The 15,228-nt window shown below is 56.7% G+C and carries 12 protein-coding genes; 8 read left to right on the top strand and 4 right to left on the bottom strand.

The window, feature by feature from the left end; translation table 11 throughout:
• Positions 1–74: 74 nt before the first annotated feature.
• On the top strand, positions 75–281 hold the full coding sequence (locus HMPREF2724_RS09915; protein WP_070456512.1) for a 5-oxoproline transporter, DUF979 family subunit: 207 nt from the start codon (positions 75–77) through the stop codon (positions 279–281).
• A gap of 82 nt (positions 282–363) precedes the next feature.
• A complete protein-coding gene (locus HMPREF2724_RS09910) occupies positions 364–1,125 on the top strand; it encodes an SDR family oxidoreductase (protein ID WP_070456510.1) in 762 nt (253 codons plus the stop codon).
• On the opposite strand, the gene dhaM is transcribed toward HMPREF2724_RS09910, so the two are convergent.
• The 3 genes from dhaM to dhaK are packed head-to-tail and all read right to left on the bottom strand — an operon-like array spanning position 1,122 to position 3,477.
• Positions 1,122–1,817, bottom strand: a complete 696-nt coding sequence (gene dhaM, locus HMPREF2724_RS09905) for a dihydroxyacetone kinase phosphoryl donor subunit DhaM (RefSeq protein WP_061922923.1) — start codon at positions 1,815–1,817, stop codon at positions 1,122–1,124. The two genes, HMPREF2724_RS09910 and dhaM, sit on opposite strands and share 4 nt — an antisense overlap.
• Before the next feature lie 3 nt (positions 1,818–1,820).
• Positions 1,821–2,429 carry a dihydroxyacetone kinase subunit DhaL gene (gene dhaL / locus HMPREF2724_RS09900; RefSeq protein WP_070456736.1) on the bottom strand — a complete coding sequence of 203 codons (609 nt, stop codon included), beginning with the start codon at positions 2,427–2,429 and terminating at the stop codon, positions 1,821–1,823.
• 46 nt (positions 2,430–2,475) lie between these two features.
• On the bottom strand, positions 2,476–3,477 hold the full coding sequence (gene dhaK, locus HMPREF2724_RS09895) for a dihydroxyacetone kinase subunit DhaK (protein ID WP_061922926.1): 1,002 nt from the start codon (positions 3,475–3,477) through the stop codon (positions 2,476–2,478).
• Between the two features lie 225 nt (positions 3,478–3,702).
• On the opposite strand from dhaK, the gene HMPREF2724_RS09890 reads away from it, so the two are divergent.
• The 5 genes from HMPREF2724_RS09890 to HMPREF2724_RS09870 all read left to right on the top strand — a co-directional run bounded on the left by HMPREF2724_RS09890 (position 3,703) and on the right by HMPREF2724_RS09870 (position 14,492).
• The gene (locus HMPREF2724_RS09890; RefSeq protein ID WP_070456508.1) at positions 3,703–5,274 is read left to right on the top strand and encodes a hypothetical protein; all 1,572 of its coding nucleotides are present in this window, start codon (positions 3,703–3,705) and stop codon (positions 5,272–5,274) included.
• A gap of 109 nt (positions 5,275–5,383) precedes the next feature.
• Positions 5,384–10,390 (top strand): DEAD/DEAH box helicase, encoded by a 5,007-nt coding sequence (locus HMPREF2724_RS09885; RefSeq protein WP_070588529.1) that lies wholly within the window; start codon positions 5,384–5,386, stop codon positions 10,388–10,390.
• A 241-nt stretch (positions 10,391–10,631) separates the two neighbouring features.
• Entirely contained in the window at positions 10,632–10,871 is a 240-nt protein-coding gene (locus tag HMPREF2724_RS09880; protein ID WP_062038724.1) for a hypothetical protein, read from the top strand.
• On the top strand, positions 10,868–11,857 hold the full coding sequence (locus tag HMPREF2724_RS09875; protein WP_070588436.1) for a putative toxin-antitoxin system toxin component, PIN family: 990 nt from the start codon (positions 10,868–10,870) through the stop codon (positions 11,855–11,857). Before HMPREF2724_RS09880 ends, HMPREF2724_RS09875 begins: the two co-directional genes overlap by 4 nt.
• Positions 11,858–12,050: 193 nt before the next feature.
• On the top strand, positions 12,051–14,492 hold the full coding sequence (locus tag HMPREF2724_RS09870) for a DUF262 domain-containing protein (RefSeq protein ID WP_062038717.1): 2,442 nt from the start codon (positions 12,051–12,053) through the stop codon (positions 14,490–14,492).
• 42 nt (positions 14,493–14,534) lie between these two features.
• On the opposite strand, the gene HMPREF2724_RS09865 is transcribed toward HMPREF2724_RS09870, so the two are convergent.
• Complete coding sequence (locus tag HMPREF2724_RS09865; protein WP_070456504.1) at positions 14,535–14,867, bottom strand: SDR family oxidoreductase; 333 nt, start codon at positions 14,865–14,867, stop codon at positions 14,535–14,537.
• On the opposite strand from HMPREF2724_RS09865, the gene HMPREF2724_RS09860 reads away from it, so the two are divergent.
• Positions 14,866–15,225, top strand: coding sequence for a hypothetical protein (locus HMPREF2724_RS09860; RefSeq protein ID WP_070588434.1), 360 nt, complete (start codon positions 14,866–14,868; stop codon positions 15,223–15,225). The two genes, HMPREF2724_RS09865 and HMPREF2724_RS09860, sit on opposite strands and share 2 nt — an antisense overlap.
• Positions 15,226–15,228 lie beyond the last annotated feature (3 nt).

The raw sequence follows: 15,228 nt of genomic DNA, 5'->3' as shown, positions 1-15,228 counted from the left end.
GAGAGCTCTACAGAGACATCCCCACAGCCCGGGAGGCCGCAGCGGCCTAGCCCCTACAAGCCCCGAAGCCGATTGTGCAGGAAGCCCTGCTCTGGAGCGTCATCGCGTACTGCTCGAGCAACGCGCTGTTCACCGTGGTCATGGGCAACGCCTTCGCCGCGTTCCCCATCATGACCGCTGCCATCGGCTGGCCAGTTCTCGTTGAGAACTTCGACGGAAACCCCACCGCCATCATCATGCTGGTGGCCATCACAATCATGATGCGCGTATTCGCCTTCTAGCGAGCCAAAGCCACAAAAGAAAACAAAGACATCGGCCTATAAAACTCTTTCCTATGACTTAGGAAACAGTTAGCATTGCGGAATGAAGTCGATTTTTATCTCCGGCGGCTGCGGCGGCTTCGGTCTCGCCGTAGCCCGTATTTTCCGCAATGAAGGCTACATCGTCGGACTGGGCGATCTCCGTCCACCAGCCGACGATTCCATCCTCGGTGACGGCATCACCTTCTACGAGCTTGACGTAACCAAACCGGAGTCCTGGGACGCTGCCCTATCCGAGTTCACCAAACTCACCGGCGGCAGGCTCGACATCCTCGACAACAACGCCGGCATCATCGACTCCGCCACCATCGCGGAAAGCGAACCCGCGCGTATCCGCGCCGTCATCGACGTCAACGCACTAGGCGTCACCCTCGGCGCACGCGCTGCTTACCCCTATCTGAAGAAGACTCCCGGCTCGCAGCTGATCAACATCGCCTCCATCGCCGGCTGCTACGGCATCCCCGACGTCGGCGTCTACGCCGCCACCAAGGCCTACGTCCAGTCCATGACTGAAACCCTCGACCTCGAGTGGCGCCGCGACAAGATCCGCGTGCTCGACATCAATCCGCTGTGGGCAAAGACGCCCATCTCCGACGTCAAGTCCAAGACGGTCACACGCCTCGGCGTAAACCTCACGCCAGACGACGTCGCGCAAGCCATCTGGCGCGCCGCCAACCCCAAGAACCGCTGGGACAAAGGCCGCCTCCACTGGGGCGTCGGCGCCCAAGACAAAGCAGCCCGCGTAGCCCGCAACATGGTGCCCGACCGCGTAGCCAAGGTCATCTACCAGGTGCTGTCAACCTAGTTATCGAGACCATCCGCAATAGCATCAGCGATTTTGTCGACAATCGGCTTATCCGCTGAATCACCGATGATCGTCACGGTGTCGCCCTGCGCGGCGCCCAAGGACATCAGCATCATGGCGGAATCGGCATCAGCTCGGTCGTCATCGAATGCAATGACAATGTCGCCACTTGCCTCCGCGGCCATCTCAGCCACCTTCGCTGCAGGGCGTGCATGGAGACCAGCAGCATCAGCCACGGTTGCCGACCGTGAGTATGCATCGCCGTCTGCGACGTCTGCCTTGCGTTCCGCCACTTTCTTTGGCACGAACACCTCGATGGCGCGCTCGGCAGCAACAGCAACTTCGTCAAGGTCATCACCTTGCTGCGCCGCAGTAGCCGCAGCGATAGCAGCCTCCACGAGCGGTGCGTCCACGAACTTCACCGGCTCATCGTCAAGGAACTCCAGCACCGACTCAACGGTCATTGTTGCCGAGCCCAAGTCGGTGAGAACAACAACTGCGAGGCCTTCCCCGAGCAGGTCATTAATAGCCGACTCGATGAGGTCATACGAGGTTCCGATTTCACCGGACTCCAGACCACCCGCGGCTGCGATACGCACGTCAGCGGCCATCTGCCCAGCCAGCTCAGCAAGGCCTTCGGCCAGCTTGGCTGAGTGCGAAACTAGGACCAAGCCCACTTTCGGTTCTGCCATGCCCTAACCCTCCTTTACAGCAGAAGCAGCGTCAGCAGCTGCAGCAATAAACAGCGCGGTCGAAGCAGCACCTGGATCCTTATGGCCAACAGAGCGCTCACCCAAGTAGGAAGCACGGCCCTTGGTGGCAACGAGTGGAATGGTTGCCTCGGCGCCTTCGGCTGCGGCATCGGCTGCCGCGCGCAGAACGTCGGCAACTCCCGCCCCGGCATCAGCCTGCTCGCGGGCAGCACGCGCCGCCGGCGCCCACGCATCAACCATGGTCTTCTCCCCTTCGGCGGCCTTACCACGGGTGGTGATGCCCTCGAGTGCCGCCTCAATGAGCGCGGCCGCGCCAGCGCCATCAAGCGCTTCACCGCCGACTGACTTAGCAGCGCGCAGGAATGTAGTTCCCAAAAGCGGACCAGATGCGCCGCCGACGGTGGACATCAAGGTCTTGGCCGTCAGCTTCAGCACATCCACGATGCTTTCCGAGGCATCTGCTTCGAGCTTTTCCACGACCGCACGGAAACCACGGTCCACGTTTTCACCATGGTCACTATCGCCGATGACGCGGTCGAGCTCAATAAGCTCCTCCCGGTGCTCGTGGGCTTGTTCGGCACAACCTTTCATCCAAGCCAGGGCCCATTCGGTGTTCAAAGTTTCAACAGAAGTCACTTTATTCTCCTTGGCGTAGTGCGGCGGTATGGCATGGTGCGTCGAACAGCTCGATGTCTTCATCGTCGGCGCGCATGACCGTGACAGAGCAGCCCGCCATGTCGAGGCTGGTGACGAAGTTACCTACGAGGGAGCGTTCAATGGTCACGCCCGCTTCTTCTAGGCGCTGAGCTACTCGGCGGTAGACCACGTAGAGCTCCGATGCCGGGGTGGCACCCATGCCATTGACGACGACGATGGTTCGCTCGCCTTCTGCCAACTTCAGGTCGGCAAGAATCGGCTCCATGAGATGATCAGTGACATCGTCCGCGGAGACCAACGGGATCTCCTTGCGGCCCGGCTCGCCGTGGATACCGACGCCGAGCTCCACCTCATCATCTGCGAGGTCAAAGGAAGGCTTGCCCACGTGCGGCACGGTGCAAGCGCTCAGTGCTGCGCCCATGGTCGCGGTGTTCTCCACGACCTTCTTCGCCACTGCCGTGACAGCAGCTAGATCATCACCGCGCTCAGCGGCTGCACCTGCCAGCTTCTCCACGAGCAGCGTGCCCGCCACACCGCGACGGCCTGCAGTGTAGGTGGAATCCTCCACCGCCACGTCATCATCCACGATTACCTGGCTGACCTCAATGTCATCGAACTCCGCCAACTCAGCCGCGGTATCGAAATTGAGGACATCGCCGGTGTAGTTCTTCACGATGTAAAGCACACCCGCACCCGCATGGACCTCGTCGGTCGCCGCCTGGATCGCATCCGGCGTCGGCGACGTAAACATCGCGCCTGGCACCGCGGCATCCAACATGCCGTGGCCCACGAAGCCTGCGTGGAGCGGCTCATGTCCCGAGCCACCACCAGAGACAATCGCAACCTTGCCCTGTTCCTTCTTCTGCGCACGCGCCACAAACAGCGGCTCAGTAAAGCGCTTGACGATGTCGCCGTGTGCCAGCGCGAAGCCCTCCACAGACTCCGCCACTACGTTCTCCGGTGAGTTGATGAGCTTTTTCATCACGTATCTCCTTGGGATGTCGAATTAACCCAATTTCACTGGTTATAACAGTGCCGAGCCTACACGCGGATCCGCATAGATGAACGCAAACTTAAGAAAATGGAGACGCCGAAAATACCCGTCTACAAATCAAAAAATATTCCCAGCTCACTACGTCGAATTTCGACATAACACTCGAGAGTACACAGCCCCGCTGCCGCGGATGCATGGATAGACTCTGGTGTCATGAATGCCTTCACGCCCGCCCTTGCGGCCTTCCTGGACAGTTCAAGCCCCATCGATCTGCTTCAGTGGGTCTCTGCGATCCTGTCCCTGGATGACGATTTCTCGCAAAAGCCTGCCGAGTTCTTTGAAGCCATGTGGGATAACCCCGCCCCAGAGACGACCGCGGTACTCTGGGCCGCCGCCCTGCTGGATGAAGATAAAGAGCGCGTAAAGCTCCATCACGCTGAGCTCGCCCGGCGCGATGACTTACCGCAGGAACCGACCTGGCTTGCTCACCTTGAGCAAGCCAGCGTAGTCAACGTCATCGAGGCTACGCAGTACTACGGGGATGTCCATTACTACACTCTCGAGCTATCCGTCCCGCACTCTGCGCCCCTGACGGTGAATGTCTCCATTGACCTAGCAGGCGGCAATGGCTCGATTTATGACTGTTTCCTCACCGAGGCCAATGCACAGCAGGTTATGGAGATCATGTCCAAGGATGAGTCCATGGAGAGCTTCGGCCCTACGAGCCAGGAGGGCCTGGCCGATTTCCTCAGCAACGCCATCTGGCTAGATGAGATCACAGTCGACGACGGCCCTGGTGAAAGCTGGCCTACCACCCGTCCGCTGCTGCGCTGGGTGCTCTCGCTACTAGATAATGTCCCTGCTACTGTCTCCAGTCCCGGTATCATCGGCCGCCGTATTCGTCTTGAAGAAGGCGATAATTCCGAAACTGAAGAAACATTGGCCGCCTTCCTGGATGCCGTTCCGCTTAAGAAGGAGGAGGCCGATGCTACCGAGACGCTACTCAGCATCACAGCCAATTACACCATGGCCGACCTCTACCACTGGTCCCCACTACGTGTGGAAATAGCTCTGACCCTCGTAGCCCGCAAAGTCATAGCCCGTGACTCGTTCCTCCGGTGCTTCCCACGCGTCCTCACCAAGTTCGTCACCTGGACCGGCGAAGTCGCAGGACGCCCCGCCCACATCCAAAGGCAGCTCGACTCAGCACTAAAGGAAGAAGGAAAGCGCTTCCGCAGGGAACTCCAAGCACAATCCGACTTCGGTTCCTATGGCTACGGCTCAGATGCCATCGGCCTCGGCCCTGGCATGCCCGACCCCGAGACCTCCCGCTTCGACGCACAGCTCGACGATTCCCCTCTCCCCTCCGAGGACACCAAACTCAGCGCCCTAGCCCCAGACGTTATCGCTGGTGTAAAGCAATGGGACGCACTTATCACCGAGTGGTTTAACGATCACCCAGAGATCGATCCGGAACTGCTAACATCCACTCGCCGGCTCCTGAGCGCCCTAGCCCACGACAAGCCGAAGCAATTTAGCTCGACCAACGCCACAGTGGAGCGCAGCGTCGCCGCACTTCTAATCGCGGTCTCCGAGATCAACGCCGTGCCATTCGTAGTCGCCCAGATCCAACGTGACTTCGATTTACGCACCAGCCCCCGCTCGCGTGCCGATACCCTCCACAACTATCTTTACGATGCCGCCATCCACTCCGGCCGCCCCTTGAGCGGCTACCTCATCTCTCAAACACGACAGAGCATGATGAGGAATGCAGGGCTCTACTAATGGCTCAAGTCATCCACCCCGGACTAATGGCTCAAGTCATCCACCCCGGCTGCACAACATCGCCACCATTTGGAAGTGGAGAACTCATGTGTAGTCCATAATGGACACCATGTCTGCTTTCGGTGAAGTCCTAGCCCAGCTCCGTGAAAATCAGCCTCAAGGCTCGTACGGCATTAAGTTCGAAAAGTTAATGGTCAACTACTTCCGAACCGATCCCGTCCTCCAGGAGCAGTTCTCGGAAGTCAGCCGTTGGAGCGATTGGGAGTTCAACGGCGGTAAGCAAGACACCGGCATCGACCTCGTTGCCCGGCGCGCCGATGACGACGCGTGGGTTGCCATCCAGTGCAAGTTCTACAAGCCGGATACCTATATCCAGAAGCGTCACCTTGATTCCTTCTTTGAGGCATCCGGACACTCGTTTACTACAGACAAGGGCACAGAATCCTTCGCACAGCGGATCATCATCTCCACGTCGGAGCGATGGTCAAAGAATGCTGAGGAGATGCTGGAGCACCAGCTCATCCCAACCAACCGTATCGGCACGGCAGCGATTGCAGAATCCCCTATCGACTGGGATGTGACCTTCCCGGGTTCTGAGATCGAAATTAACCTCACCCGGCGCGAGGTTTTCTCCCCGCGCCCGCACCAGCAAGAAGCGATCTCGAAGGCTATCGCAGGCTTTGAAACACACGACCGTGGAAAGCTCATCATGGCGTGCGGTACGGGAAAGACGTTTACCGCCCTGCGTCTGGCGGAGCGCTTCGCGGAGCTCAACGGCAACAAGGCCCGCGTCCTCTTCCTCGTTCCCTCCATCTCCTTGCTCTCGCAGACGTTAAAAGAATGGACCGCACAGAACCAGGAGCACCTGCCGCTGAAGTCCTACGCAGTCTGTTCGGATACGAAGGTCTCCAAGAAGGCTGAAGACATTGCCTCCTATGACTTGGAGGTTCCGGTCTCTACCAACGGCAAGAACATTGCCGAGCGCACCGCGCAGGGCAAGCGTCGTGCCGGTATCAACGTCATCTTCTCCACGTACCAGTCCATTGAGGCCATTCACGAGGCCCAGGAACTCGGCATGGACGACTTCGATCTCGTCATCTGCGATGAAGCTCACCGCACCACCGGCGTCACCCTCGCCGGGGAGGATGCCTCCAACTTCGTGAAGATTCACGACGAAAAATACATCAAGGCTAGCAAGCGTCTCTACATGACCGCGACTCCCCGCCTGTTCGATGACAACATAAAGGGCAAGGCCGCTGAGCATTCCGCGGAGCTTGCCTCCATGGATGAAGAGGCCATCTACGGCCCCGAGTTCTACCGCCTCGGCTTCGGTGAGGCCGTGGACAAGGGTCTACTCACCGACTACAAGGTTCTCGTCATGACCGTCGAGGAAGACATCGCCGCCGACGTCCTCGCTACCAACCCCACCAACGAAATCAACCTCACCACTGCCTCTGCCATGATCGGCGCGTGGAACGGACTCGCGAAGCGTTCGGGTGCCGAGCAAGACACCAAGTCCGGCTTTGAAGCGAACGCCCAACCCATGCGCCGCACCGTTGCCTTCGCCAAGGACATCAAGGCCTCGAAGACCATCCAAGAGACCTTCCCCACGCTCATCCGCCAGTACCAGGAGCAGCTCAAGGACCACGCCGCCACCAACGACGTCAGCCTGCTCAACATCGATCTTCAGGTCGCCGTCGAGCACGTCGATGGCACCATGAACGCCCTCGAGCGCGGCAATAAGATCTCGTGGCTTGAGTCCTCCATCCCCGAAGACGAAACCCGCATCCTTACCAACGCCCGCTGTCTCTCCGAAGGCGTGGACGTCCCCGCCCTCGATAGCGTCATCTTTTTCCACCCGCGCAATTCCATGGTCGACGTCGTCCAGTCCGTCGGCCGCGTCATGCGCAAAGCCGAGGGCAAGGACTACGGCTATATCATCCTTCCCGTCGCCATTCCACCGGGAGTCTCCCCGTCCCAGGCGCTCAACGACAACACGCGCTTCCGCGTCGTCTGGCAGATTCTCAACGCTTTGCGCGCCCACGATGACCGCTTCAACGCGAAGGTCAACTCGATTGCGCTCAACGAGAAAGTTAAGCTGCCCATCGATGTTCAGCCCGTACCAAACTCGAAGCCAAACGACAAGCCTGCCGACGACGATCCGGCCACGGCCAAGAATAGGCTCAATGCTTCCGATACCTCCCCAACCGGCCAGTCCGAAGCTTCCAGCGAGCAGGAACTCACCGCGGAGCAGATGACTCTGTTCTCCCTCGAGGCCTGGCAGGAAGCCATGTACGTCAAGCTGGTCGACAAGGTCGGCACACGTACTTATTGGGAAGACTGGGCTGACGATGTCGCCACGATCGCCGAAGCACAAATCGCTCGCATCAAGGCACTCATCAATGCCGCGGATGACACGATCCGCAAGGAATTCGAGGTCTTCATCGAGGGCCTGCGCGGGAACCTCAACGACTCGATTACCGAGGACGAAGCGATCAGCATGCTCTCGCAGCACCTGATCACCGCCCCGGTGTTCAATGCACTGTTCACCGAGCACGACTTTGCCGCGCACAACCCGGTCGCCCGCGTCATGCAGCGCATGGTCGACGCGCTCTCGGACGCCAAGCTCGAGTCGGAGACCGAGTCTCTGACGAAGTTCTACGAGTCGGTCCGCATCCGCGCCTCCGAGGTCTCCTCCGCTTCCGGCAAGCAGCAAGTGATCAAGGACCTATACGAACGATTCTTCCGCAAAGCCTTCAAGAAACAGTCCGAGGCCCTCGGCATCGTTTACACCCCAGTTGAGGTCGTCGACTTCATCCTTCGCTCCGCCGATCAAATCTCCCGCTGGCACTTCGGCAAGGGCCTTACCGACGAAGGCGTCCACATTCTCGACCCCTTCACCGGCACCGGCACGTTCATGGTTCGCCTCCTCCAGTCTGGTCTCATCGAACCCGACGACCTCGCCCGCAAGTACGCGACCGAGCTCCACGCCACTGAGATTATGTTGCTCGCCTACTACGTCGCCGCGGTCAACATCGAGACCACCTACAACGCACTCCAGGCCGAACGCGCCCAACGCAATGGCGAACCCGAGCCCGAGTACGTCCCCTTCGACGGCATCGCTCTTGCCGATACCTTCCAAATCCATGAGGAAGGCGACATCCTCGACCTCAAGGTCTTCAAGGAAAACAACGCCGCCATCCAACGGCAAATCGATGCTCCTATCAATATCATCGTCGGTAACCCGCCCTACTCCGTGGGCCAGACGAGTGCGAACGATAACAACCAAAACCTCAAGTACCCGACGCTCGACAAACGTATCGAGGAAACCTTTGCTGCAAATTCCAGCGCTCAGCTAAAGAACTCCCTCTATGATTCATACCTCCGCGCATTCCGCTGGTCGATTGACCGACTCGGTACACACGGTGTGATGGCATTTGTTTCAAACGGCGGCTGGATAGACGGCAACACCGCTGACGGAGTTCGGTTGTCTCTTGACGATGAACTCAGCGACATTTACGTGTATAACCTTCGCGGTAATGCGCGTACTGCAGGCGACGTTCGACGACAAGAAGCAGGCAATGTCTTCCGTGACGGCGGACGCACAACTATTGCGATCATCATCGCCGTCAAGCGCGAAATCCCCGACGATGTCTGTATCCACTACCGCGATATTGGCGACTACCTCAGTGCAGACGAAAAACTTGCGATTGTTGATCACTCCACGCTCGATAATGTCGATTGGCAAATTATTGAGCCCAATATTTACGGCGACTGGCTCGATCAGAGAAATGACGAATTTGAAACTTGGCCTGCTCTGGGCGACAAGAAAAACAAAACCGGGCTAAAGATTTTCAGACTGTTTTCCGCAGGCTTGAAAACAAGTCGAGATCCATGGTGTTACTCCAGCCAACAAGCAAAACTGAGGTCTCAGGTCACGAGTTCAGCAGCTTTTTATAATTCTGAAGCTGAACGACTCGGAAAACTAGTCGCTAAAGGGCAGTCCGAAGATGAGGCCCGTAAAGAGATCTGTTTTAACTCGGAGAAATTTTCGTGGGACCGAGTAAACATTCGAAACGTAGTCCGCGGCAAGAACATTACAATCGACCAAGCAGGCTTCCGGACAAGCCTCTATCGCCCCTTTTTCAAGCAGCATTCATATTTTGATCCAACTCAGCAATTGAACAACTGCACCTACCAGCTGCCGCAGCTGTTCCCCACGCCAGCCCATGACAATTTGGGTTTCTACCAAGTAGGGGCAGGATCAGCAGTACCGTTTGGAGTAATCGCCACAAATTTGCTGCCCAATCTTCACGTGACTGGAGCTGGCTCAGGCGGCCAATTCTTCCCCCGCTGGACCTGGGAGCACATCAAGGCGCCGGAAGGTGAGCTGGACTTTGGGATGGGGGCATCGGAAGGCTCGGAGCCTGGTACGGAAGGAGAAATCCTCGACGGGTACCAGCGCGTGGACAACATCACGGACGAGATTCTTAGGATTTACCGCCAGGCGCTGGGCTCGGATGTGACGAAAGACGACATCTTCTACTTCGTGTACGGGCAGCTGCATGACCCCGAGTACCGAGAGAAGTACGCCGCGGATCTGAAGAAGATGCTGCCACATATCGAAACGCCGACGTCGCGGGCGCGGTTCGACCAGCTGGCTGACGCCGGCCGGGAGCTCATGGATCTGCATGTGAACTACGAGGACGTGGAGCCGTGGCCGGTCACGGTGGAGGTGAAGGCATCGGCAGACGAGTCCGACCGCGAGACGTGGCGCGTGCAGAAGATGAAGTGGGCGAAGAGGAAGGACTCGGAGACGGGTAAGAACGTCAACGATGTAACGACGTTGGTCTACAACAAGTCCGTGACCGTGCGCGACATCCCGGCCGAAGCGGACGAGTACATGCTCGGCTCGCGGTCTGCGCTGGCGTGGATTATTGACCGGTACCAAGTGAAGAAGGACAAGGCATCGGGAATCGTCAACGACCCCAACGACTGGGCTGACGAGGTGGGAAATCCGCGGTACATCGTGGACCTCATCGCGAAGGTTACGCGCGTGGCGGTGAAGACTGTACGAATCGTCGAAGGAATCAGAGAGGTTGGCGAAAATAAGTAGCTCTGGGGGACATGCCATCGATTAAACCGGGGTCGAGCCTGCGCCTCAGTACAGCGCGGGCGCTTCCTCTTTTTAGTCTCTGAAAGAATCATTTCAAGGCCACCAATTCTGCTCGGCGAGACAGAGTATGTCTCGCACATGCAGGTGACAGGCCGAGGCTAGCTGTATGTCGTAATGTCAGGTAATATAAGTTCCAACTTTTGCCTCAGACTTTCGCCGATAAGGAAAGGTGGACAGAGCCATGAATCGCAAAGACGCAGCACGTAAGCGTCTTCTTGAAAGCGCTCAAGAGTCTGCCGCCTCTGTCGAAGTACTTAGCGACAACGAACTTGCTACAGCAGCCTACCGTCAGCTTCTCCGCACAATCGATGCTCAATCTGAGCCCCTTGATCCCGGTGCTGCGGAAGCGTTTGCTCATGAAGAAATCGCCACTATGCGAATGGAAAAGAGGACCCGTACCGCCTTGGGAGCAGGTAAGTGACCGAAGAGCTTCAACAGATAGCAGCACACAGAAAGTTGCGTCTGGTTGTTGATACTAACCTCTTTATATCGTCTTTGCTGTCACCTCGCGGCTCCGTGCGCGCGCTGATTGAAGCATGTTTTGCAGGAAAATTTGAGCTGCTCTACTGCGAACGCCTTCTCCAGGAGATTGAAGACGTTATTTCTAGAGCAAAATTTCGGAAGCACTTCACTGTAGAAGAAGGCCTATCCCTTATCGATGCCATCGTCCTTGTCGGGACAGAGGTTCCGGACCGCGAGGAGCAAAAACTACCGCGAATCTGCGATGACCCCGATGACAACTTCCTTTTCGCTCTCTACGAAGACGGTAACGGAGACCTCCTTGTTAGCGGCGACAAAGATGTCCGCAAAGCCGCAGTCAGCGCACTTTGGGTTACCAGCGCCGATGGCAAAATGGCAGCCACTCTCCTAGAGAATAGGAAGGCTTGGGGATCCGAACTTCTCAGAGGTGATAGTGAGAGCGGATGGGAGGCTATCGAAGCAGCGGGAAATCGGGCTATTTTCAACGCCGTTAATTTCCTATTCGAGGTAATAGAGGGCATTAAGTCCAAAAAATTTGACCGTGAACTACTCGCCCAAGCCGTTGGCCCCGGCACCGCAACTGCGTGGCTTGATGACTTCGAATCAGCTCAGTCATTGTTAACGAACCGCGCATTCGGTACTCACCCGATTATCATCTCGCCCGAGATTGTTGCCATCAAACTGGTGCCTGATCTTGGAGATTCCTACGTCGCGCTGCGGCCGACTGCACCGATCGAAAACGCCGTTTTCCTCACACTTGAGCGTTGCCCAGACCTTCTCGATAACAAAGGGAACGACGCTCTCGGCCTTGATGGTTGGAGAGCACACAGCATAGGGCCACGATTCTTACAGCCCAATGAAGTCCGGCCTCCAACGGATGCAGTACGCAAGAAGGCAGTTCAGTCGCTACGCGGTTCGCGAAACTAAGCAAGCCCCAGAAAACAGATCACCATAATTTTCGACCCCTTTGGAGTCTTTCACGCGCACACCTTTCGTTAATTTTTATGCAGAGTTCTCTCTTCAGTTCCTAATCAGCCTTTCGGCTGCAGGCAGGCGTTGCGCCCTATATCGTTGAAAGGATTGATTCACGTGCACCATTAGCGAGGGGAGCCGCAGCCGCATGAAGGGCGAAGTCAAACAGGCATATACCATTTTCGACAGCGTCGAGAAAGAACTCATTATCCCTGTTTATCAACGCAATTACGACTGGTCAAAGAAGCAATGTGAGCGACTATTCGACGACCTGGAAACTCTGATTACGGAGAACAGAGAACGTCACTTCTTCGGCTCGATCGTTGGCAACCCCGAGACATCGTTCAAGTGGGTCGTTATTGATGGCCAACAGCGCCTCACCACGCTGAGTCTCTATATCCTCGCGCTCACTCACCTGTTGGATACCGGTGTCGTAACCTCCAAAGACCCCGAACTCGCACGGCGGTTGCGTACTAGCTATCTCATGAAAAACAGCTCGACCAACGAACCAAAATTCAAGCTCAAACCTGTAAAGAACGACGCGACCGCTTACAAGCGTTTGTTCGGCGATGAGTCGATGTTCATCGAGGACAGCAACCTCACGGCAAATTACCGGTACTTCCTCGAGCGAATGAACAAGACCAAGCTCACCGGCGATCAACTGTGGAACGCCATCGAGCGACTTGACCTCATGATTCTCGATCTAGAGTCGCACGATGATCCACAACGCATCTTCGAATCTCTCAACTCGACAGGCCTTGCGTTGAGCGAAGGCGACAAGATTCGCAATCTCATACTCATGGGCTGCGAGCACCAGTTACAGACGACGCTGTACGAGAACTACTGGAATCCGATGGAGAAGAATATTTGGTACCTCACGGACTGGTTCATCCGCTGGTACCTAACAATCAAATTGTCGCGGACTCCCAAGCGCAACGAGGTCTATGACGAGTTCAAGGCATACTTCAAAAAGCAAAGTTCCGATGTCCAGACGGTACTCGCCGACATGTACGAGTATTCCCAGTTCATGCGCGAGATCTGTGGATCCGACACGAAGAATGCCGCGCTGGACGCACAGCTCGAACGATTTAATTTCATCCGCGGCGATGTTCTGCTTCCGCTTCTCTTGCCGTTGTATCGCGACGTCAAGCTTGGCAAGCTTTCAAGAAACGAATTTTCGCGCATCATTCGACTACTGGAGATCCATATCTTCCGCCGTACGGTCGCTTCTGTTCCGACGAACTCGCTCAACAAGGTCTACGAGACCATGTACAACGACATGCGGAAGATTCGTGGAGAGAAAGATACGGCGTACGACGTGCTCACCTATCTGCTCCGACGCCGCGACGGATCGTCCGGACGCATTCCCAGCGACGAAGAATTTAGCGCTGAGTTCCGCACCCGCAATATGTACAACATTCACAAAAATGTGCGCGCTTATCTTTTCGATGTTCTCGAAAACGGGGATTCCAACGATACGAAGGACATCGCAACCGCGCTCGAGAACGGCAATATCAGTGTCGAGCACATTATGCCGCAGACGCTCAATGCGCAGTGGAAAGAAGAACTCGGAGAGGACTTTCAGGAGATCCATCAAACGTGGGTAAACCGCATTGGAAACCTCACTGTCACTGGTTACAACTCCGCGTACTCCAACTCCAATTTCATTACCAAGCGTGACCGTGAGAAAGGCTTCCGAGAAACCGGTTATCGCCTCAATGACGATGTAAAGACGAAGGACAAATGGGACCGGGCAGCTATGGAGCAGCGTACCGACGCACTTTTGCGCCGCGCTCTCAACTACTGGTACCTCCCCAATTCCGACTTTATCCCCAAGCGCGAAGTGCTCCCTACTGAGCCGATGGGCGACGATGCGAACTTCACTGGGCGCTCGATCAGCGCCTTCGAATGGGAAGGCATCAAGATCCCTGTCAAAACCTGGGCCGAGTTCGTCCACATGCTGCTTAAGTTGATGGCCGAACGCTACCGCACGGAACTGATAAACTTCGTCGAACAAGCATCAGGAACTCTCGTGCTTACTAAGTCCGGCTACGCGTACTCGAGCCGAGTGCGTGAAGTTGATGCAGGTCTGGGCGTCGTCCTGTCTACATCGACCGATCAGAAAATTTCCTTCCTCCGTAGACTCTTCGATCATCTTCAACTAGATACCAACGAGGTCATCCTCACGCTGAGGAAGACAGCAGGCGAATCACAACGCAACGAGGAAGAAGCCGAATCGAAATACTCTGCACTCACCGTGTTCAAGAGCATGGCGGACGATTTTGGTTCCCAGAACATCACTCCAGAAGACACGCAGCAATTCGAGAATCAATTTGCTGAAGCGTTGGAGAAGTTCCGTCCAGATGAACCTGCCACTGTACTGGGAACGAAACCGCTTTCAGAGCTTGAGACAGCTGAGGGAATTGCAGCTGCCAGCGCCGCGGAGATTATTGCGGCTATCTGTCTAACCTACGACAAGCCGCCGGTGTATTTCCCCAACGCAATGTTCCACGCCATTGCAAACGGACACATGTCAATGTGGCTTGCGCGACTTGAAGACATTGATGCTGCCGTGGACGAGAACCACTAAAGCATAAGACACCACGTTCGTTGGGAACATCGAATCTTCCGATTAATCACGGCGCCCTTCACCTCGGGCGCCGACGGCGGAGTGGGCGACAGTGCGGGCGGCATCGGCAAGCGCGATGAGTTTGATAAGCCAATCTTCGACCTTGACGGTGTCGTCTTCCTCGCTCGGGGAGGCGGGGTTGAGGACGAACTCCATCCGCTGCGCGGAGTTGACGACCGAGGTGGGAAGAGCGGTCTCACGCACGAGCTTATCCTGCGCCGCCTTCGCCGCGTAGTACGGGAACTTCGTATTCTCGGGCTTGTCGAGGTTAGTGATGGACAGGAAGACGAGATGGCCCACGCCGGTGTGCGGGCACGCGTCAATAATGCGGCGCATGACGGTCGCCTCAGCGCTCCTCGTTCCCGTAATCGCGATGGCGACTTATGCAACCAGCTTCAGCAGCATCGATAACAGGGCCTGGCTCAGCTTTGCGTTCCTAGCGTTGTACTTTTCGGGCACCGTCCCGCTCGTGAAATCCATGGTGCGTGAGCGCAAGACGCCAGGTTTCACGCAGTTCTCCATCCTCTTCCACGCCGCCTGCGCCATCGCTTTTGCCGCAATAGTCGTAGCGCTGCTAACCAAAGAGTTTCTCAACATCTTTACCGCTACAGGGTTTAGTGCCTTCGGCCATCACATAATCTGGCAGGCAGCACTAATGGAACTAACTCTCATTGTGATGGTTACTTTGTGGTGAGCG

It is taken from the genome of Corynebacterium sp. HMSC071F07, assembly GCF_001810285.1.
In the GTDB taxonomy this organism is placed as follows: Bacteria; Actinomycetota; Actinomycetes; order Mycobacteriales; family Mycobacteriaceae; genus Corynebacterium; species Corynebacterium simulans.
Note: the sequence above shows the minus strand (reverse complement) of the source record. Positions and strands in the feature narration are given on the sequence as shown.

Bases quoted from the DNA above. Each gene is read 5' to 3' on its own strand.
- HMPREF2724_RS09860 (WP_070588434.1), top strand. From the start codon at position 14,866: ATGACGGTCGCCTCAGCGCTCCTCGTTCCCGTAATCGCGATGGCGACT.
- HMPREF2724_RS09870 (WP_062038717.1), top strand. From the start codon at position 12,051: ATGAAGGGCGAAGTCAAACAGGCATATACCATTTTCGACAGCGTCGAG.
- dhaL (WP_070456736.1), bottom strand. From the start codon at position 2,429: ATGAAAGGTTGTGCCGAACAAGCCCACGAGCACCGGGAGGAGCTTATT.
- HMPREF2724_RS09910 (WP_070456510.1), top strand. From the start codon at position 364: ATGAAGTCGATTTTTATCTCCGGCGGCTGCGGCGGCTTCGGTCTCGCC.
- HMPREF2724_RS09865 (WP_070456504.1), bottom strand. From the start codon at position 14,867: ATGCGCCGCATTATTGACGCGTGCCCGCACACCGGCGTGGGCCATCTC.
- HMPREF2724_RS09880 (WP_062038724.1), top strand. From the start codon at position 10,632: ATGAATCGCAAAGACGCAGCACGTAAGCGTCTTCTTGAAAGCGCTCAA.
- HMPREF2724_RS09885 (WP_070588529.1), top strand. From the start codon at position 5,384: ATGTCTGCTTTCGGTGAAGTCCTAGCCCAGCTCCGTGAAAATCAGCCT.
- HMPREF2724_RS09890 (WP_070456508.1), top strand. From the start codon at position 3,703: ATGAATGCCTTCACGCCCGCCCTTGCGGCCTTCCTGGACAGTTCAAGC.
- dhaM (WP_061922923.1), bottom strand. From the start codon at position 1,817: ATGGCAGAACCGAAAGTGGGCTTGGTCCTAGTTTCGCACTCAGCCAAG.
- dhaK (WP_061922926.1), bottom strand. From the start codon at position 3,477: ATGAAAAAGCTCATCAACTCACCGGAGAACGTAGTGGCGGAGTCTGTG.